We start from the raw sequence: 18723 nt of genomic DNA, 5'->3' as shown, positions 1-18723 counted from the left end.
CACCGTATAGATGGCCTCGTGGCTGCTATCCGGACTGTTTCCGAGACAGGATCGACCAATGACGACGTCGCCGTGCTCGCCCGCGGCGGCGCGCCCGAGGGCCTGTGGCTCAGGGCCGAGCGGCAGACGGGCGGGAAGGGACGGCAGGGCCGCGCCTGGCAGTCGCCGCCCGGCAATCTCTACGCCTCGACCCTGGTCCGTGTCGATCCGAAGCACCCGCCGCCGCCGAGCCTGGCGCTGGTCGCCGCCGTCGCGCTCCACGAGGCGGTCTCGCGCCATACCGGCCGCGCCCGGATCAAATGGCCGAACGACATCATCATCAACCGCGCGAAGCTCGCCGGCATCCTGCTCGAACGGCAGGGCGATGCGGTGGTGATCGGCTTCGGCGTCAACCTCGCCCATCACCCGGAGGATCTGGACCGGCCCGCCGCCAGCCTCGGCGCGCGGGTGACGCCCGAGGCTCTGCTCCGCCGCCTCGCCGCCAGCTTCGAGATCTGGCTGGAACGCTGGCGCACGCAGGGGCTCGCGCCGGTCCGCGCCGCCTGGCTCGCGGCCGCCCATCCGGTCGGCACGCCGCTCTCCAGCGGCGGCACCGAGGGTACGTTCGACGGCCTCGACGAAACCGGCGCGCTCCGCCTGCGCCTCGCCGACGGCGCGATCCGCGTCGTCCATGCCGGCGACGTCTTCCTCGTCTGACCGGTCTCGCCTAGGATCGGGGCCATGACCTTCTGGAAAAGCGCCGGGCTCGCCGCCTTCCTGCTGCTTTCGCTCAGTGCCGCAGCGCCGCCCGCGGAGGAGGCAAGCTGGCGCGCCCGGGCCGCCCGGGTGACCATCACCCGCGACGACTGGGGCATCGCCCATGTCCGCGGGGAGCGCGACGCCGACGCGGTGTTCGGCGCCATCTATGCGCAGGCCGAGGACGATTTTCCCCGGATCGAGGCCAATCTGCTCACCGCGCTGGGGCGCATGGCCGAGGCAGAGGGTGAGCGCGCGCTCTGGCAGGACCTGCGGCAGCGTCTCTACATCGACCCGCAAACGTTGCAGGCCGACTATCGCCGCAGCCCGGCCTGGCTCCGCGACCTGATGGATGCCTGGGCGGCGGGGCTGAACCATTATCTGGCCACCCATCCGGACGTGCGGCCGCGCGTTCTCACCCGCTTCGAGCCGTGGATGGCGCTGTCCTTCACCGAAGGAAGCATCGGCGGCGACATCGAGCGCGCCGATCTGCGCCAGCTCGCCGCTTTCTACGACGGGCAGGGGCCACGCAGCGCGCGGGCCGCGCCGCCGGGGCCCTATGAGGAACGGAGGGCCTCAAACGGCATCGCCATCGCGCCCGGGCTGACCCGCGACGGCCATGCCCTGCTGCTGATCAACCCCCATACCAGCTTCTTCTTCCGCTCCGAGCTCGGCATGGAAAGCGGCGAGGGACTGCACGCCTACGGCGCATCGACCTGGGGCCAGTTCTTTATCTACCAGGGGTTCAACGAGCGGGTTGGCTGGATGCACACGTCGAGCGGCGTCGATTCGGTCGATGAGTTCGCCGTGGCCATCGCCCGGCGGGGCCGGCGGCTCTTCTACCGTTATGGCCAGGCGCTGCGGCCGATCCGCACGCAGCGGGTCACCTTGCGGGTTCGTCAGCCGGACGGCCGGCTGGCGGCGCGCAGCTTCACCACCTACGCCACGCATCACGGACCGATCGTCCGCGCCGAGGGCGAGCGCTGGGTCGCGCTGGCGCTGATGAACCGGCCCGTCCCGGCGCTGCAGCAGAGCTGGCTGCGCACCAAGGCGCGGGACTTCGCCTCCTATATGCGGGTGGCGGCGCTGCAGGCCAATTCGTCGAACGACACGATCTACGCCGATGCGGACGGCCACATCGCCTATCTCCACCCGCAATTCGTGCCCGTGCGCGACGACCGCTTCGACTATCGCGGCCTGGTCGACGGCAGCGATCCGGCCACGGACTGGCGCGGCCTGACGCCGCTTTCAGCGCTGCCCGAGGTGCGCGATCCCCGCACCGACTGGCTCTACAATGCCAATGACGCCCCCTGGCGCGCAGCAGGGCCGGACAGCCCGCGCCAGGACGCCTTCCCGCGCTACATGGACATGGCGGGCGCCAATCCGCGCGGCGACCATGTCACGACGGTGCTGGGACGCGCCCGCGCGCTGAACGCGGAGGGGCTCAGGCGGATTGCCTTCGGAACCTGGCTGCCCTTCTTCGAGCGGGCGACGGCGGATCTCGACCGGGCCTGGGCGAACCTGCCCCGCACCGACCCGCGCCGCGCCCGGCTGGAGCGGCCCGTCGCGTTGCTTCGCGCCTGGGACAAGAGATGGTCCGCCGACTCCGAAGCGACCACCGTGGCCAGCTTCTGGGGCGAGGAAATGTGGGCGCTCGCCGGCCGGCAGCGGCCGCCGCACGGCAATATGTGGGAGGCGATGAACGCCTTCTCCGACGCCGACCGGCTCGCGACCTTCACCCGCGCGGTGGACCGGCTGGAACGCGAGTGGGGCAGCTGGCGGGTACGCTGGGGCGAGGTGAACCGCTTCCAGCGCAACGACGGCGCGATCGTCCAGACCTTCGCCGATGCGCGGCCCAGCATCCCGGTGCCCTTCGCCTCGGCGCGCTGGGGCACGCTCGCCTCCTTCGCCTCGCGCGCCTGGCCGGGCACGCGGCGCTGGTACGGCACCAGCGGCAACAGCTTCGTCGCCGTGGTCGAGTTCGGGCCGCGCCTCCGCGCCTGGGCGGTCACCGCCGGCGGCGAGAGCGGCAACCCGGCCTCGCCGCATTTCAACGACCAGGCCGGGCGCTACGCGTCGGGGAATTTGCGGCCCGTCTATTTCTACCGCGCCGACCTCGCGGGCCACATCGCGCGCACCTATCATCCCGGCCAGTGAGGGGCTAGGAAGCGGCCATGCTGCTCGCTGTCGACGCCGGGAACACCAACCTCGTCTTCGCCCTCGTCGAAGACGGCACGATCCGCGCGCGCTGGCGGATCGCGACCGACGCGCGGCGGACGGCGGACCAATATGCGGTCTGGCTTCACCAATTGCTGGCGCTGGAGGGCTATGCCAGGGCCGATGTCGAGGCGGTGATCATCGGCACGGTGGTGCCGCGCGCGCTCCATAACCTCGAGGTGCTGGCCGCCAAATATTTCGGCGTGACGCCTTTGGTGGCAGGGGAAGCGCCGGCGGAATGGGGCATCGCGCTCGACGTCGCCGAGCCGAAATCGGTCGGCGCCGACCGGGTGCTGAACACGATCGCCGCCCATGCCCTGCACGAGGGCGACCTGATCGTCGTCGATTTCGGCACCGCGACCACCTTCGACGTGGTCGATTATTCGGGCGCCTATAAAGGCGGGATCATCGCACCCGGCATCAACCTCTCGCTCGACGCCCTGGTGACGGCGGCGGCGCGGCTGCCACGAATCGCGCTGGAGGCGCCGAAGGGCAATCTCTCCGTGATCGGCCGCACGACCGAGGAGCAGATGCATATCGGCATCTACTGGGGCTATGTCGCGATGATGGAGGGGCTGGTCGCCCGGCTGAAGGCGGAGATCGGTCGTCCCGTGAAGGTGATCGCCACGGGCGGGCTCGCAACCCTGTTCGACCAGCACACCAATATCTTCGACGCAGTGGAGAGAGATCTCACCATCCAAGGGCTGGCGATGCTCTACGCGCGGAGCAAAGAAGCCGCCTGATCGTCATGCCAGCGCAGGCTGGCATCCCAGCGGACATCGAGGCCGCGACAGATTCAGTATGGACCCCAGCCTTCGCTGGGGTGACAGGAGTGGAATGAAACCCGGCAAGGAACTCCTCTTCCTCGCGCTCGGCGGCTCGGGCGAGATCGGCATGAACGTCAATCTCTACGGCTGCGAGGGCAAATGGCTGATGGTCGACCTCGGCCTGACCTTCGCCGACCCCTATTATCCGGGCGTCGAACTGGTCCTGCCCGATCTCGCCTTCATCGAGGAGCGCAGGGACGATCTGCTCGGCATCGTCCTCACCCACGGCCATGAGGACCATATCGGCGCCATCCCCTATCTGGCGCACGAGCTCGGCGCGCCGCTCTACGCCACGCCCTTCACCGCAGGGCTGATCGCCGGCAAGCTGGAGGAGGAGGGGCTGACCGGCGAGGTCGAGCTGAAGACGATCGAGATGCTCGGCGACTTCCGGCTCGGCCCGTTCGGCCTCAAATATATCCCGCTCGCCCATTCGATCCCCGAGGGCAACGCGCTGCTGATCGACACGCCCTACGGGCGGATCTTCCACACCGGCGACTGGAAGCTGGACGACACGCCCCAGCTCGGCGACCCCTCGACCGAGGCGGAATTGCGCGCGATCGGCGACCAGGGCGTGCTCGCTCTGGTCTGCGATTCGACAAACGTCTTCCAGGAGGCGCCGTCGGGCTCCGAGCTCGGCGTCCGGCAGGGGCTGGACGAGGTGATCCAGGACGCCGATTGCCGCGTGCTCGTCACCACCTTCGCCTCCAATGCGGCCCGGCTGAAGACCCTGGGCCATGTCGCGCAGGATACGGGGCGCCAGGTCTGCGTTGCCGGCCGCTCGCTGGACCGGATCCTGCGGGTTGCGAAGAGTGTCGGCTATCTCACGGATTTCCCTGAAATTATCGATTTCGACGAGGCGATGAAATTGCCCCGGCGCGAGCTGATGATCATCGCCACGGGCGGGCAGGGGGAGCCGCGCGCCGCGCTCGCCCGGATCGCCTTCGACCAGCACAAGCTGAGCCTGGAGCGCGGGGACCTCGTCGTCTTCTCCTCCAAGCAGATCCCCGGCAACGAGATCGCCATCGGCCGCATCCAGAACGAGCTGGCTTCCAGGGGGATCGAGATGATCACCGACCGGCAGGCGCCGGTCCATGTCTCCGGCCATCCGGGCCGGCCCGAGCTCGCCGCCATGTACGACTGGATCCGGCCGGAGATCATCGTCCCCGTCCATGGCGAGATGCGGCACATGATGGAGCAGGCGCGCTTCGCCCGCGCCCGCGGCATCCCGCACGGCATCGTCCAGAAGAATGGCGACCTGATCCGGCTCGCCCCGAACGGACCGGAAAAGCTTTCGGAAGAACGGGTCGGGCGCCTGATTTTAGACGGCGACGTGATCCTGGCGGCAGACGGCGCGACGATGAACGAGCGCCGCCGCCTCGCCACCTCCGGCCTGATCTCGGTCGCGGTGCCGCTCGACGACGGCGACCGCCTCCGCGGCGACGTCGAGATCGGACTTGAGGGCATCCCGGTCGAGGAGGATCGCGAGGCCTTTCTCGAGGAAGCCTGCGCGGCCGCGGCCGACGCCGCCGGTAAGGGGGCCGGCAACGAGGAGAAGCTCCGCGAGGCGGTCCGCCTCGCCGTGCGCCGCGTCGCCACCGACTGGACCGGCAAGAAGCCCGTCGTCTCCGTGCTGATCGTCAGGGTCTGACGCCATGAAACTGACCTCGATCCTTGCCATCTATGTTCTGTTCTGGACGCTCTCGCTCTTCCTGGTCCTGCCCTTCGGCGTCCGCACCGCGGAAGAGGAGGGGACGAAGGCGGCGCCCGGCCATGCCGAAAGCGCCCCGCACCGCTTCAGCTTCGGCAAGGCAGCGCTGCGTGCGACGATCCTGTCAGCAGTGCTGACCGGCCTCTATGTCGCCAATTATGTTTTCGGCTGGATCAGGGTCGAGGACGTCGACTGGCTGAACTAGTGGGGTGAAGGCGGCCAGCGCTCCGGCCTTCGCCGGAGCACGGTACGGCGCCAACCCTTTTTGTGCTCCGGCGAAGGCCGGAGCGCTGGATGAAGCGCTATTTCCGCAGCCGCTCGATCGACTGGGCCAGCGCCACGTAGAGCTTGCCCATGTCGGAGGAGAGCAGGGTGATCGCCACCGCATTGCCGCCCGAGCTGGTCAGCACGGCGCGCAACATCGTCTCGAAGTCGGCGATATAGCGGTTCACCTGGTCGCGGAAGTCCGGCTCTTCCTCGTAATAGCGATGGATCTCGCGCGCCTCGCCCGATTCCAGCAGCCGCACTGCGCGCCGCGTGAAGGCGCCGCGGTCGCCCTTGAGATAGGCGGCCCAGGCGGCGTCGCTGACCTCGTTGGAGAGGATCTTGGAGACGTCGATCGCGGTCGAGTTGAGCGCGTCGATGATCAGGGCCACCCGCCGCGAGAGCTCGCCCGCTTCGCGTTCCTCGCGCTCGGCCCGGTCCTCGGCGATCCGTTGCTCGATCGCCGCCGCGGTCTCGCCGATGGTCAGCAATTGCCGGGTCAGCCGCTCGCTCGCCGCCTTCGCCGTGGCCAGCGCCATGTGCGAGGCATTGCCGATCTCGGCGATCTTCTCCTTGACCGGCTCGTCCAGCGCCTCGCCGAGCGCGCCCTTGCTGGCGTCGACCAAGGCGAGCACGCTGTCCGGAATCACCGCGGCGATCGCCTCGCGGGCATGGGCGGCGGCCTGGTTGGCGGCGTCGCGGACCCTGACGAGCGTGTCGACCAGCTCCGGCCCGGTGTCGCGGATCAGCTGCGCCGCCGCGCCGTCGGCCTCGCCGACCGCCTGGCCGAGTGCCACCATCTTCTCCTCGGCCTCGCGCGCGCCCTCGGTCAGGGTCGCGAGCAGGGCGTTCAGCGCCTCCTGCTGGCGGGTCAGGCTCGCTTCCGTCTCGGAGACGCGCCGGGCGGCGGCATTGGCGGCCGTCTCCATCCGCGCCATCTTCTCGACCACCGCTTCGGCCGAAGCGGCGGTGCGTTCCGACTGGATCTCGATCCCCGCCATGGCCGGCGGCATCTCGTCGCGCAGCTTGCCGGTCACCTCGGCCAGGGCCGCGCTCAGCGCCTCGGCGCGCTGGGTCAGCGCCGCCGACTGGGCGTCGCCCTGCTCGATCTCGCGCAGCAGACCCGTCGCATTGGCCTTGAGCTGGTCGATCGACTGGGAGAGCCGTGCATTCTGCCGGTCTCCGCTGTCGCCGATATGCGCGATCTGCGCCCCGATCTCGTCGAGCTGGCGGGCGATGCCGCCGAGCAGGGTGCGGCTGGCCGCGTCCTGGCTCGCCAGCCGGCCGGCCAGCATCTCGATCTTGCGCCCGGCCATGTCGAGCCGCTCGGCCAGCGCCTTCGTCGCCTCGGCCCCCGCCTCCTCGAAGGCGGCCCTGCTCTGCTCGATCATGGCCAGCATCGCCTGGCCCTGCGCCTCGAGCCCGGCGCGCGCCTGGTCGACCGCCTCGGCCGCCTTGCTCATCGAGCCATCGACGGCCGCCTCCATCTGCGCCGCGGCGTCGTTCATCCGCGCCGTCGCCGCATCCGCGCTGCTCTCGATCCGCGCGACATGGGCGCCGAGCCGCTGCGCGGCCCCGCCGGTTACCTCATCGGCCTCGCGTCCCTTGGCAGCGAGGGCAGCGAGCTGGCTCTCCAGCGCGCCGGCCTGGGCATGGGCGGCGAGCCCGGCCTCCTTCATCGCCTCCGCGGCGGCCCGGGCCTGCGCCTCGGCCCTGGGCAGGTCGCTCATCAGCACGCCGACGTCGATCCGCGCCGCCTCGGCAGCCATGTCGAGCGCCGTCGCCTTGCGGTCGAGCTCGGCGCTCTCGCGGGCGAGCGTCGCGGTGACCCGGCCGATCCGGTCAGAGGCCTCGTCGCCGAGATTCATCAGCCGCGCGGTTTCCTCGCTGAGCGCCGTCCGGTTCGCCTCGATCCGCGCGGCCACCGACGCCAGCGTCGCCTCCAGCTGCTGGCTTTCGCTGCGCATCGCCGTCACCGCATGGGTGAACAGCTGCGTCTCGCGCCGGCTGCTGCGGCCGAACAGCAGCCAGACCAGGCCGAGCAGGATCAGGGGCGCCGAGAAGGTGCCGACCCAGCCCAGCCAGCCGGCAAGGTCCGTGCCGGGATTGGCGAGGGTCAGCCCATAGACGGAGGCGCCGGTCCAGCCGAGCGCCAGCAGGATCAGCAGACCCGCCAGCAGCCTGGGGGCCAGATCGGAGGCCTCGGGCTCGGCCTCGATATCCTCGATCCGGAACGTGTCCTCGGCTTCGGCGGCGGCGGGCACGGCGGTGGTGACCCAGTTGCTGCTGCGCTCCCCGGCATGGGTTTCGACGCTCGTGATACTCATGGCCCGCCCCTTACTGGTTGCCGCTTTGTACCAGAATGGGCCGGATATGAAACGCCCCGTTAACTCCGTTGGTCTTATCCGCGGGTCATGGCCTTCGATCCCGGAGCATTGAACGCATCGCTCGCCGCCGCCGTCGGCAGCGATCCGGCACTGATGGCGGAGCTGAAGACCGCCTTCATCGAGAGCGTGTCGCGCCAGCTCGACCTGCTCGGCCGCGCCCGTTGCGACGCCAACTGGGAGATCGCCGCCGCCCGCCTGAAGAGCGTCGCCGCCAGCTTCGGCGCGATCGGCCTGATCGCTCTGGCCGACGAGGCGCTGGACGGGGCGCCCGGCGATCCCGTGGTTCTCCGCAAGCTCGCCTTCGCGCTCGACGAATTCGCCTCCAACTGAGCCGAACGGCTTTGCAATAAGCTCGCCACCTGCCTAGGTTCCGCGCCCAGCGGAGGGTGAAGAGTGGCGCTCGCGGCGCTGATTGCGGCCTATCATGAATCAGGTGAGCCGGGCCATTTGCGCGCGACCCTGCCGCTCGCCGGTCGCACGGTGATCGAGCGCCAAGCGCGCCTCGCCGCCTCGGCCGGTGCCAATCCCGTGGTGATCTTCGTCGAGCGGCTGCCCGCGGCCCTGTCCGCGGCGGTCGAGCGGCTGCGCCGCGACCGCGTCCCCGTGAAGCTGGTGCGCAGCGCCGAGGAGGCGGCGGAGGCCGTCGATCCCTTCGACCGGCTGCTCATCGTCGGCGACGGCGCGGTCGTGCCCGCGGCGCAACAGGCCCGCCTGGCCGCCGAGCAGGGCAATGCCGTGCTCACCGTTCCCGAGGGCGCGCATGGCGAGCTTTACGAGCGGATCGACGCCCAGTCCCGCTGGGGCGGCCTCGCCGCGATCGACGGGGCGCTGCTGCGCGAGACGGCCGGCATGCTGCGCGACTGGGACCTGCAGTCCACCCTGCTCCGGCGCACGCTGCAGGCCGGCGCGCAGCATGTCGAGGCCGACGGCGCTGCCTCCGTCGCGATCCTCGACCGCGACCAGGATCTGGATGAGCTCGAGCGGCGGATCATTGCCGGCGCGGACAGCGCCAATCTCAGCTGGTCAGACTATCTGCTCGCGCCGATCGAGCGGCTCGTCACCCTGCTGCTGATCGGCAGCCCGCTCTCGCCGCAGCTGATCGGGCTGGGCGCCGCCCTGCTGACCGGGCTCGGCGCGGCGGCCTTCTATGTCGGCTGGTCCTGGATCGGGCTGATCAAGTTGCTGGCCGCGACGCCGCTCGAGGGGATCGCGACCCGCCTTGCGCGGCTGCGCATGCAGAGCGGCATCAGGCAGAGCTGGTGGGTTTACCTGATCCCGCTTTTCACCACCGCCGCCTTCCTCATCCTCGCCTACCGGCTGATGCCCGCCTACGGCTGGGGTCTGGTCCTGCTCCCGTTCGTGACCCTGGCCTTCCTCTACGCTCTCTCGGTCGAGACCGAGGGCCGGCGTATAGCCGGCGCGGTGCTGCTCGCCGAGCGGCGGGGCATGGTCTGGCTGCTCGTGCCCTTCGCTTTGTTCGGGCTCTGGCCGGCCGGGTTCATCTTCCTCGCGGCCTATGCCGCCGCCTCCTTCTTCTGGGCGCAGCAGCAGGCCCATGCCCGCCACGGCCCGCCCGCCGCCTGAGGCATGACCGTAGCCGTCCGCGATCAGGATTAGCGCGGCCTTAACCCTGCGTGGCATAGGGATAATATATGGCCGAAGCCGGATCGAACGGTCGGGGAAAACAGAGCGACGCTGCGCGCCTACTGCTGGCGGCGGCGCGCGAGCGCTTTGCCGTGGCCGCGACGGATCTGCTGCTGCCCGACGGCGCCCGGCTGAGCGAGTGGCAGAGGCTCACCGCGGCGGCCTTGCTGACCCGCCTGATCCATTCGATCGAGGACGATCTCCGCGCCAGGCTGGCTGGGAAGTTCGAGGCCTATCCCGCTGTTCATGCGGCCTTTTCATCCGTACGCGTGCCGATCGCGCTGCCCATCCTCGAGCGCGCCCAGGTGCTGCGCGACAGCGATCTCGGCAACGTCCTCGTCCGCCGCGTCGAGGAGCATCGCTTCTGGAAGGCGCATGCCCCCGCCGAGGGGGAGGATCTGCTGTTCGAGCTGGTCCGCGACGCCGACGAGGAGATCGCCGCCGGCGCGATGGAGCTGGTCATCGCGCGTTCCCGCCGCTTCGACCGCTTCCAGGAGCCCGACATGGGCCAGGTCGAGCTGCCCGCCGAGCTGCAGCACAAACTGGTCTGGCTCGTCGCCGCGGCGCTGCGCCATTATGTCGTCCAGCAGCACGGCCTCGCCGCGGTCGACGGCCTGATCGAGGAAGCGGGCAGCGCCCTCGTCGCCAGCCATGACGAAGGGACGATCCTCGAGGCGCACGCCATGCGTCTCGCCTACCGGCTCGAGCTGCTCGGCCGGCTCGACGGCGCCTTGCTGGTCCGCATCCTCTCCGAGGGCATGCTGCCGCTGTTCCTTGCCGGCGCCGCCACGCTCGCCGGGCTGGACTATGCCGCCGCTTGGGAGGTGATCGCCGATCCGCGCGGCCGCGGCCCGGCCATCCTGCTGCGCGCCGCCGGCGTCGAGCGGGAGGAAGCGGCCGCCATCCTGCTGCTCGCCAACAGCCGCGGCGCGCTCGTCTCCGGCATCGAGGGCGACGCGACTATCGCCCAGCTCGAGCTTTACGACAGCCTCGACCGGACTTCGGCCGAGGAGGTGCTTCGCCTGTGGCGCGCGGCGCCCGGTTATCGGGCCGCGGTCGCCCGGGTCTCGACGCGCGCGCGGCCCGCCGCCGAGGCGGCATGAGCAGCGCCACCCCCGCCGACGCCGGCATCGTCTCGGGCCGGCTCGACGCGGACGGACGGCTGATCGAGGCCGACCCGCCGCTTGCCGCCCTGCAGGCGCAGGCCGGGGGCAGCGCGGGCGGCGTGCTCGCCGTCCCCCAGATCGCCGCGCTCGCCCGGCTCGCCCAACGGCTCGGCATCACCGTTTCGCGCGCCGCGGTCGCCGCCAATGGCGAGGAGGATCTCGATCTCTGGGTACGCGCCGAGCCGGAGGGGCGCGAGGTCTCGCTCGCGATCAGCGGCTGGACGCAGCGGCCGGCGCGCCCGTCCGCGCCCGGGCCGGCGCGCGAGCGCGAGGCCGATTTCCTGCGCGCCGCGGCGGACTGGACCTGGGAGACGGACGACCGGCTGCGCGTCACCGCGCTCTCGCCCGGCGCCGGCGCCGCGATCGGCAGCCCGCCTTCCGCCTTTCTCGGCAAGCAGCTCACCCGCCTGTTCCGCTTCCTCGAGGATGCGGATGGCGGCCTGCCGATCCTGACGGCTTTGGCCGAGCATCGCGCCTTCGACGGGCAGGCGGCAGAACTGCGCGGCGGCCGCCAGGGCCGTTACCTGCTCTCCGGCGTCCCCCTGATCGACGGCACGGGCAGCTTCGCCGGCTTTCGCGGCGGCGCCGTCGCCGACGTTCGCGAGGCGTCCGAAGGCGAGGCGCAGGTCCGGGCCAGGGCGCGCGAGGGCTCCGCCTTCGGCGAGCGGCTCGACCAGGCGCTGCGCGGCCCGCTCGCCCACATCATCGACAATGCCGAGCGGCTGCGCGCCCAGCCCGAGGGGCCGCTGCGCCGCGATTATGCCGGCTATGCCGAGGATATCGCCTCGGCGGGCCGTCATCTGCTCGCTCTGGTCGACGACCTGGTCGATCTGCAGGCGGTCGAGCGGCCCGATTTCCGGCCCGAGGCCGAGCCGATCGATCTCGCCGACCTCGCCCGCCGCGCCGCCGGGCTGCTCGCCGTGCGCGCCGCGGACCGGCGGGTGACGATCGACGCGCCCGGCGCGGACGAAGGCCTGCCCGCGACCGGGGACTTCACCCGCGCGCTGCAGATCATGATGAACCTGATCGCCAATGCCGTGCGCTACTCGCCCGAAGGGGGTCAGGTCTGGGTCCGCTGCGAGGAGGAAGGCGATCTCGCCGCGCTCATCGTCGCCGACCAGGGCAAGGGCATCGCGGCCGAGGACCAAGACCGGATTTTCGACAAGTTCGAGCGGGTCGATCCGCTGGAGCCCGGCGGCACCGGGCTCGGCCTCTACATCGCCCGCCGGCTCGCCCGCGCGATGGGCGGCGATATCGCTGTCGACAGCGCGCCGGGGCAGGGCGCCCGCTTCACCTTCACTCTGCCTTTGAGAAGCGGTGGCTGAGCTCAGCCGGTCCCGCGGATCGTCCGCAGCACATTGGCGATGCAGCTGCCGACCAGGCCGAGCACGACCCCGACCACCACCACCAGCAACACGCCCTGGAACAATTCCCGGGCGATCTTGAGGCCGGCGAGCCAGGGACCGATCCAGATCAGCACCAGGATCGTCGCCGCGGTCGCGAAGGCGAAGCGCGCGACCCAGAAGAAGCGCTGCCGGGCCGAAGAGAACGGCGCCGGCGGCGGGCCGCCGCGCACCCGCCCGACGACCATCAATGCGAGCGTGATCACCGCCAGCACCAGGATCGGCCATGGCGCCACCCGGTCCGCCACCCATTCGGCCGGGTCGTCGAGCAGCAGGCCCGCGGCGAGCGCGAGCGCGGCGAGCAGCAGGCCCGCGAGCAGGACCCGCCGGGCCAGCGCCGGCGGGGCGGTGTCGTCGGAGGCGGGCTCGCCGGACAAGGCTCTATCTCTGGCCGACGGGGACGTAGTCGCGCTGCGTCGCGCCGGTATAGAGCTGGCGCGGGCGGCCGATCTTCTGCTCGGGGTCGGAGATCATCTCGTTCCACTGCGCGACCCAGCCGACGGTGCGGGCGAGCGCGAAGAGGGCGGTGAACATCTCGGTCGGGAAGCCGATCGCGTTCAGGATCACGCCCGAATAGAAATCGACGTTCGGATAGAGCTTCTTCTCGATGAAATAATCGTCCCTGAGCGCGATCGCGGCGAGTTCCTGGGCGGTGTCGAGGACGGGATCGGAAATGCCGAGCTCCTTCAGCACCTCCTCGGCCGTCGCCTGCATCACCTTCGCGCGCGGGTCGAAATTCTTGTAGACCCGGTGGCCAAAGCCCATCAGTCGGAACGGGTCGTTCTTGTCCTTCGCCCGGGCGATATATTCGGGGATGCGCTCGGGCCGCCCGATCTCGCGCAGCATGTTGAGCGCCGCCTCGTTGGCGCCGCCATGGGCCGGGCCCCAGAGGCAGGCGATGCCCGCCGCGATACAGGCGAACGGGTTCGCGCCCGAGGAGCCGGCGAGCCGCACCGTCGAGGTCGACGCATTCTGCTCGTGATCGGCGTGGAGGATGAAGATCCGTCGCATCGCCCGCTCGATGACCGGGTTCACCTCATAGGGCTCGGCCGGGACGCCGAAGGTCATGCGCAGGAAATTGCCGGTGTAGGAGAGGTTGTTCTGCGGATACATGAACGGCTGGCCGAGCGTATATTTGTAGGCCATCGCCGCGATCGTCGGCATCTTGGCGATCAGCCGGTGCGAGGCGATCATCCGCTGCTTGGGATCGGTGATGTCGGTGCTGTCGTGGTAGAAGGCCGAGAGCGCGCCGACGACGCCGCACATCACCGCCATCGGATGCGCGTCGCGCCGGAAGCCCCGGTAGAAGGTCGCCAGCTGCTCGTGCAGCATGGTGTGGCGCGAGATCGTGTAGGTGAACCTGGCGAGCTCGTCGGCGGTCGGCAGCTCGCCGTTCAGCAGCAGATAGCAGACCTCCATGAAGGTCGAATTCTCGGCCAGCTGCTCGATCGGATAGCCGCGGTGCAGGAGGATGCCGGCATCGCCGTCGATATAGGTGATCTCGGACCGGCAGGAGGCGGTGGAGGTGAAGCCCGGATCGTAGGTGAAGACGCCGGTATCCGCATAGAGCTTGCGGATGTCGATCACGTCCGGCCCGACCGAGCCGGAGAGCGTGTCATAATCGTGCGCGTTGCCGCCAAGGGTGAGTGAGGCCTTGCCCGCCATCTATTGGTCCTTCCCAGTCTGCGCATCGGCGATCCGGGCGAGGCTTTCCTCCCGACCGAGCAGCACCAGCACATCGAATATCCCCGGCGAGGTCGCCCGGCCGGTCAGCGCGGCCCGCAAGGGCTGCGCCACCTGGCCCAGCTTGACGCCGGACGTTTCAGCCACCTCCCGCACGGCCTGCTCCGTCGCCTCGACCGTCCAGTCGGCCAATCGGGCGAGCGACTGGTGGACGCGGCCGAGCAGGTCCCTTGCGTCTCCGCCGAGCAGCAAGGCCGCTTTTTCGTCCATGTCAAGCGGGATGGATTTGAACAGGAAGGCGGCGCCCTCGGCCAGCTCGTTCACGTCCTTCGCGCGAGGCGTGAGCACCGGCATCGCCCGCTCAAGCAGGTCCGCGTTCGCGCCCGGAATCAGCGGCGCGACCAGGGCCGCGAGCCGCGCCGGCTCGGCCTCGCGCAGATAATGGCTGTTCAGGCTCTCGAGCTTCTTGAGGTCGAAGCGCGAGGGCGATTTGCCGATCGCGTCGGCGTCGAACCAGTCCATCGCCTGCTCGCGCGAGATGATCTCGTCGTCGCCATGGCCCCAGCCCAGCCGGAGCAGATAATTGAATAGCGCCTCGGGCAGGATGCCGAGCTCGTCGCGATAGGTCTCGACGCCGAGCGCGCCGTGCCGCTTGGAGAGCTTCGCCCCGTCCGAGCCGTGGATCAGCGGCACATGGCCGTAGACCGGCTCGGGCCAGTTCATCGCCCGGATGATGGCGAGCTGGCGAAAGGCGTTGTTCAGATGGTCGTCGCCGCGGATCACGTGGGTGACGCCCATGTCGAAATCGTCGACCACCACCGCGAGCATGTAGGTCGGCGAGCCGTCCGAGCGGAGCAGGACGAAATCGTCGATCTCGGCATTCTGCACGACGACCCGGCCCTGGACGAGATCCTCGATAACGGTCTCGCCCTCCTGCGGCGCCTTCAGCCGGACGACATAGCCGCCTTCGCCCTCGCTGCCGCAATCGCGCCACGGGCTGCGGATGCGGAAGGGCCGCCGCTCCGCCTGCGCCGCCTCGCGCTGCGCCGCCAGCTCCTCCTGGCTCATCCAGCATTTATAGGCATGGCCGCTGGCCAGCAGCTGGTGCGCGATCTCGGCATGCCGGTCCGCATATTCTGACTGGAAGTGGGCCTCGCCGTCCCAGTCGAGGCCGAGCCAGGTCATGCCGTCGAGGATCGCGTCGATCGCCGCCCTGGTGGAGCGTGCCTTGTCCGTATCCTCGATCCTCAGCACGAAGCGGCCGCCATGATGGCGCGCATAAAGCCAGTTGAAGAGCGCGGTGCGGGCGCCGCCGATATGCAGGAAGCCCGTCGGGGAAGGCGCGAATCTGGTTACAACTCGGCTTGCGCTCACGCGTCTAATCTCCAAGAACAGGCGCATGGCGGCCGGTCACGCGAGGGCCCCTAGCATAGGCGAAGCGCCCCCACCAAGGGGGGAGGCGGGTCCCGCCAAAGCCGCTCTTTCCCGGCTTTCCGCCAGATTGGAGGCATTGTTCGAGGCCGAGCGGGCCCAGCTGCCGCTCTGGCTGCCCGTGGGCCTGCTCACCGGCATCGCCGCCTGGTTCTTCCTGCCCGACGAGACCGCCTGGACGGGCTTCCTGTTTCTCGCCGGCGCGGCCGCCCTCGGCTTCGTCGCGTTGGCGCCCGGTACGCGCTGGGGCCGCGCCTTCGCGCTCTTCGGCCTCGCCGCCGCGCTCGGTTGCGGCCTGATCTGGTGGCGTGCGGAGCAGGCGGCTGCGCCCCGCTTCGAGCGCGAGCAACTGCTTCAGGTCAGCGCGACCGTGGAGAGCGTCCAGACCCTGGCCGCGGACGAGGCGGTCCGCCTGGTCGTGCGCCCGCATGGCGAGAACATGCCGGTCCGGCTGCGGGTCAATGTCGAGCGGGAGAAGATGCCGGAGGGCCTGGTTGCCGGCGCCACGATCAGCCTCCGCGCCTGGATCATGCCGCCGGCGCCGATGTCGGTGCCCGGCGGCTATGATTTCTCCCGCACCGCCTGGTTCCAGCAGATCGGCGGCACCGGGCGCGCGCTCGACATCGCCGTCACCGCTGCGCCCGCCGGCCAGAGCCTTTCGGCGCGGATCGCGACCTGGCGGCAGCGCCTCTCAGCCCATATCCGGACCACGCTCGGCGACGGGGCGGAGGGCGGCATCGCCGCGGCGCTGGCGACGGGCGACCAGTTCGGCATTCCGGAGGCGGATGCCGAGGCGATGCGCCGCTCGGGCCTCGCCCATCTGCTCTCGGTCAGCGGCCTGCACCTCACCGCCGTCGTCGGCGCGGTGATGCTGCTGACCCTGAAATTGCTCGCTTTGAGCCCGCTGCTGGCCCTCCGCTTCCGCCTGATCCTGATTGCCGCGGGCGCAGGGGCGCTGGCGGGGGTCGCCTATACTTTGCTGACCGGCGCCGAGGTGCCGACCGTCCGGTCCTGCATCGCCGCTCTGCTCGTCCTGCTCGGCATCGCGCTCGGGCGCGAGGCGCTGACCCTCCGGCTCGTCGCCGTGGCCGCGCTCGTCGTGCTGCTGCTCTGGCCGGAAAGCCTGCCGGGCGCGAGCTTCCAGATGAGCTTCGCCGCCATCGTCGCGATCATCGCCCTGCACGAAAATCCGCGCGTCCAGGCCTGGGTGTCGCGGCGCGAGGAAATCTGGCCGATGCGCCTCGGCCGCTTCCTCTTCGGCCTCGTCCTGACCGGCCTCGCGGTGGAGATCGCGCTGATGCCGATCGCACTCTTCCATTTCCACAAGGCGGGTCTCTACGGCGCGCTCGCCAACGTGATCGCGATCCCGCTCACCACCTTCGTGATCATGCCGCTGGAGGCCTTGGCCCTGCTCTTCGACACGGTCGGGCTCGGCGCGCCCTTCTGGTGGCTGACCGGGCAGGCGCTCGCCTTCCTGCTCCGGCTCGCCCACGCCACCGCCGCCGCGCCGGGCGCCGTCGCCCTGCTGCCGGCCATGCCCGCCGCCGCCTTCGGCCTGATGATGGCGGGCGGGCTCTGGATCTGCCTCTGGCGGACCCGCTGGCGACTCTGGGGCATGCTTCCCGTGGCGGCCGGCGCGCTCTGGGCGCTGCTGACGGCCGCGCCCGACCTGATTGTCACCGGCGACGGCCGTCATCTCGCCCTGCGGACGGACGACGGGCGCCTCGCCATCCTGCGCAGCCGTGCCGGCGACTATGTCCGCGATACGCTGGCCGAAGCGGGCGGCGCCGAACCCGACTTCCTCGATCTCGAGACCTTGCCGGAAGCGTCCTGCAGCGACGCGCTTTGTGTCGCGACGCTCGAACGGGGCGGGCGGCGCTGGCGGCTGCTGGCGACGCGCAGCCGCCACATTGTCGCCTGGCCGGAGATGATCAGCGCCTGCGCCGAGGCCGACATCGTCGTCGCCGACCGCAACCTGCCGCGCGGCTGCAGCCCGCGCTGGCTCCGCGCCGACCGCGCCTTCCTCCGGCAGACCGGCGGCCTGTCGATCGTGCTGGGCGACCCACCGGCAGTCGCCACGGTCGCGGCGCGCGTCGGCGGCCATCCCTGGGCGGCGCGCTGAGACTTGCACCGGGGCAGGGCCGCTCTATGTGCCGCTCATGCCGATCCGCCCCGCCACCCCCGCCGATCATGACGCCATCTGGTCGATCCTCGAACCGGTGATCCGCGCCGGCGAGACCTGGGCGCTCGACCGTGACATGACCCGCGAACAGGCGCTCGCTTACTGGTTCGCGCCGGACCGCGAGCCTTTCGTGCTGGAGGAGGAGGGCCGCATCCTCGGCACCTATTTCATGCGCGCCAACCATGCGGGCGGCGGCGCCCATATCGCCAATGCCGGTTATATGGTGGCGGAAGACGCCGGCGGCCGCGGGGTCGGCGCGGCGCTCTGCCTGGATTCGCTGGAGCGGGCGCGGGAGAGGGGCTTCGCGGCGATGCAGTTCAACTTCGTGGTCAGCACCAACGTGCGCGCGGTGAACCTCTGGCACCGGCTCGGCTTCGAGACAGCCGGGCGCCTCCCCGGCGCCTTCCACCATCCGACGCTCGGCGAGGTCGACGTGCTGGTGATGTACCAGCGGCTCTAGCAGCCGTTGCCCGTCAGGGCCTGGCCGGCAGTCTGGTGTCGACGGCGATCCAATTGTCCTGCCAGGTCGCGCCGGCGTCCGCGGAGAAGGATTGCACGAAGCGGATTCTGTCGCGGCCTTCCGGCGTGATGACGAAACGGACGAGCACGACCCGGCCGTCGACATCGTCCCGGCCGTAGAACAGGCCGCGGCCGCCGGCATCGAAGCTGCCGTGGACCGGCGCCGTGAGCCGGCCGCTGCGCTTGCTGGCGAAGTTGAGGCTCCATTGCCTCGTGTGCGGATTGTAGAGCCGGAGCGAGAGGCCGCGAATCCGGCCCGCGGCACCCGCCACATCCAGCTCGACCAGATTCGCATCGCCGTCCATGGCCGGCGTAACGATGCTTGTGCCGCGATAGTCGACCCAGCGCTCCGGCTCGCCGCTCAAAGGGTTCTGCAGGTAGCGCAGCTCGGTCCGCCAGCGGCCGATCTCGAAATCGAAATCGCGCTGGCCGTCACGCGCCGCCATTGCCCGCGGGGGCGAGACGGCCGCGCCCTGCAGCGGCTGCGCGAAAGCGGGTTGCATGGAGCAAAGCCAGGCGAGGGCCAACAGCACGCGGCGTTTCGGCATCATATCCCC

16 protein-coding genes are annotated in these 18723 nt (G+C 70.4%); 11 read left to right on the top strand and 5 right to left on the bottom strand.

Annotated elements, in window-relative coordinates:
- The first annotated feature begins 18 nt into the window (after window positions 1-18).
- The 5 genes from VEC11_RS04200 (at window position 19) to VEC11_RS04180 (ending at window position 5692) form a co-directional block, all read left to right on the top strand.
- Window positions 19-696, top strand: coding sequence for a biotin--[acetyl-CoA-carboxylase] ligase (locus VEC11_RS04200; protein ID WP_464129318.1), 678 nt, complete (start codon window positions 19-21; stop codon window positions 694-696).
- Between the two features lie 24 nt (window positions 697-720).
- The gene (locus VEC11_RS04195; protein WP_464129317.1) at window positions 721-2892 is read left to right on the top strand and encodes a penicillin acylase family protein; all 2172 of its coding nucleotides are present in this window, start codon (window positions 721-723) and stop codon (window positions 2890-2892) included.
- 17 nt (window positions 2893-2909) lie between these two features.
- Window positions 2910-3695: a type III pantothenate kinase gene (locus VEC11_RS04190; RefSeq protein ID WP_464129316.1), complete on the top strand. Its 786-nt coding sequence runs from the start codon at window positions 2910-2912 to the stop codon at window positions 3693-3695.
- A gap of 94 nt (window positions 3696-3789) precedes the next feature.
- Window positions 3790-5427 carry a ribonuclease J gene (locus VEC11_RS04185; protein WP_464129315.1) on the top strand — a complete coding sequence of 546 codons (1638 nt, stop codon included), beginning with the start codon at window positions 3790-3792 and terminating at the stop codon, window positions 5425-5427.
- Between the two features lie 4 nt (window positions 5428-5431).
- Window positions 5432-5692, top strand: coding sequence for a DUF1467 family protein (locus tag VEC11_RS04180; RefSeq protein ID WP_464129314.1), 261 nt, complete (start codon window positions 5432-5434; stop codon window positions 5690-5692).
- Between the two features lie 97 nt (window positions 5693-5789).
- Here the strand turns inward: VEC11_RS04180 and VEC11_RS04175 are convergent, their stop codons facing one another.
- Window positions 5790-8078: a coiled-coil domain-containing protein gene (locus tag VEC11_RS04175; RefSeq protein ID WP_464129313.1), complete on the bottom strand. Its 2289-nt coding sequence runs from the start codon at window positions 8076-8078 to the stop codon at window positions 5790-5792.
- An 87-nt stretch (window positions 8079-8165) separates the two neighbouring features.
- Between VEC11_RS04175 and VEC11_RS04170 the strand changes: the two genes are divergently transcribed.
- The 4 genes from VEC11_RS04170 to VEC11_RS04155 all read left to right on the top strand — a co-directional run bounded on the left by VEC11_RS04170 (window position 8166) and on the right by VEC11_RS04155 (window position 12273).
- Complete coding sequence (locus VEC11_RS04170; RefSeq protein ID WP_464129312.1) at window positions 8166-8468, top strand: Hpt domain-containing protein; 303 nt, start codon at window positions 8166-8168, stop codon at window positions 8466-8468.
- 63 nt (window positions 8469-8531) lie between these two features.
- Entirely contained in the window at window positions 8532-9722 is a 1191-nt protein-coding gene (locus VEC11_RS04165) for a hypothetical protein (protein ID WP_464129310.1), read from the top strand.
- A 68-nt stretch (window positions 9723-9790) separates the two neighbouring features.
- The gene (locus tag VEC11_RS04160) at window positions 9791-10885 is read left to right on the top strand and encodes a DUF2336 domain-containing protein (protein WP_464129309.1); all 1095 of its coding nucleotides are present in this window, start codon (window positions 9791-9793) and stop codon (window positions 10883-10885) included.
- Complete coding sequence (locus VEC11_RS04155) at window positions 10882-12273, top strand: sensor histidine kinase (protein ID WP_464129308.1); 1392 nt, start codon at window positions 10882-10884, stop codon at window positions 12271-12273. The genes VEC11_RS04160 and VEC11_RS04155 overlap by 4 nt, the downstream gene beginning before the upstream one ends.
- 2 nt (window positions 12274-12275) lie before the next feature.
- Here VEC11_RS04155 and VEC11_RS04150 read toward each other — a convergent pair whose 3' ends face one another.
- From VEC11_RS04150 to gltX, 3 genes are read right to left on the bottom strand one after another with little or no spacing between them, the layout of a single operon-like run.
- Entirely contained in the window at window positions 12276-12728 is a 453-nt protein-coding gene (locus VEC11_RS04150; RefSeq protein WP_464129306.1) for a hypothetical protein, read from the bottom strand.
- A gap of 4 nt (window positions 12729-12732) precedes the next feature.
- Entirely contained in the window at window positions 12733-14016 is a 1284-nt protein-coding gene (locus VEC11_RS04145) for a citrate synthase (RefSeq protein WP_464129305.1), read from the bottom strand.
- Complete coding sequence (gltX, locus tag VEC11_RS04140; protein WP_464129304.1) at window positions 14017-15408, bottom strand: glutamate--tRNA ligase; 1392 nt, start codon at window positions 15406-15408, stop codon at window positions 14017-14019. It abuts the gene before it with no gap.
- Between the two features lie 127 nt (window positions 15409-15535).
- Here gltX and VEC11_RS04135 point away from each other — a divergent pair, with 127 nt between their 5' ends.
- Both VEC11_RS04135 and VEC11_RS04130 read left to right on the top strand, forming a co-directional pair.
- Entirely contained in the window at window positions 15536-17587 is a 2052-nt protein-coding gene (locus tag VEC11_RS04135) for a ComEC/Rec2 family competence protein (protein WP_464129302.1), read from the top strand.
- A 37-nt stretch (window positions 17588-17624) separates the two neighbouring features.
- Window positions 17625-18107, top strand: a complete 483-nt coding sequence (locus VEC11_RS04130) for an N-acetyltransferase family protein (RefSeq protein WP_464129300.1) — start codon at window positions 17625-17627, stop codon at window positions 18105-18107.
- A gap of 13 nt (window positions 18108-18120) precedes the next feature.
- On the opposite strand, the gene VEC11_RS04125 is transcribed toward VEC11_RS04130, so the two are convergent.
- Window positions 18121-18717: a hypothetical protein gene (locus VEC11_RS04125; protein WP_464129299.1), complete on the bottom strand. Its 597-nt coding sequence runs from the start codon at window positions 18715-18717 to the stop codon at window positions 18121-18123.
- Window positions 18718-18723: the final 6 nt, after the last annotated feature.

Origin of the sequence: Allosphingosinicella sp. (assembly GCF_035626655.1) — a bacterium.
Lineage (GTDB): Bacteria > Pseudomonadota > Alphaproteobacteria > Sphingomonadales > Sphingomonadaceae > Allosphingosinicella.
This window is presented reverse-complemented; position numbering and strand designations above follow the sequence as displayed.

Bases quoted from the DNA above. Each gene is read 5' to 3' on its own strand.
- VEC11_RS04195 (WP_464129317.1), top strand. From the start codon at position 721: ATGACCTTCTGGAAAAGCGCCGGGCTCGCCGCCTTCCTGCTGCTTTCG.
- VEC11_RS04190 (WP_464129316.1), top strand. From the start codon at position 2,910: ATGCTGCTCGCTGTCGACGCCGGGAACACCAACCTCGTCTTCGCCCTC.
- VEC11_RS04185 (WP_464129315.1), top strand. From the start codon at position 3,790: ATGAAACCCGGCAAGGAACTCCTCTTCCTCGCGCTCGGCGGCTCGGGC.
- VEC11_RS04180 (WP_464129314.1), top strand. From the start codon at position 5,432: ATGAAACTGACCTCGATCCTTGCCATCTATGTTCTGTTCTGGACGCTC.
- VEC11_RS04175 (WP_464129313.1), bottom strand. From the start codon at position 8,078: ATGAGTATCACGAGCGTCGAAACCCATGCCGGGGAGCGCAGCAGCAAC.
- VEC11_RS04170 (WP_464129312.1), top strand. From the start codon at position 8,166: ATGGCCTTCGATCCCGGAGCATTGAACGCATCGCTCGCCGCCGCCGTC.
- VEC11_RS04160 (WP_464129309.1), top strand. From the start codon at position 9,791: ATGGCCGAAGCCGGATCGAACGGTCGGGGAAAACAGAGCGACGCTGCG.
- VEC11_RS04155 (WP_464129308.1), top strand. From the start codon at position 10,882: ATGAGCAGCGCCACCCCCGCCGACGCCGGCATCGTCTCGGGCCGGCTC.
- VEC11_RS04145 (WP_464129305.1), bottom strand. From the start codon at position 14,016: ATGGCGGGCAAGGCCTCACTCACCCTTGGCGGCAACGCGCACGATTAT.
- VEC11_RS04130 (WP_464129300.1), top strand. From the start codon at position 17,625: ATGCCGATCCGCCCCGCCACCCCCGCCGATCATGACGCCATCTGGTCG.
- VEC11_RS04125 (WP_464129299.1), bottom strand. From the start codon at position 18,717: ATGATGCCGAAACGCCGCGTGCTGTTGGCCCTCGCCTGGCTTTGCTCC.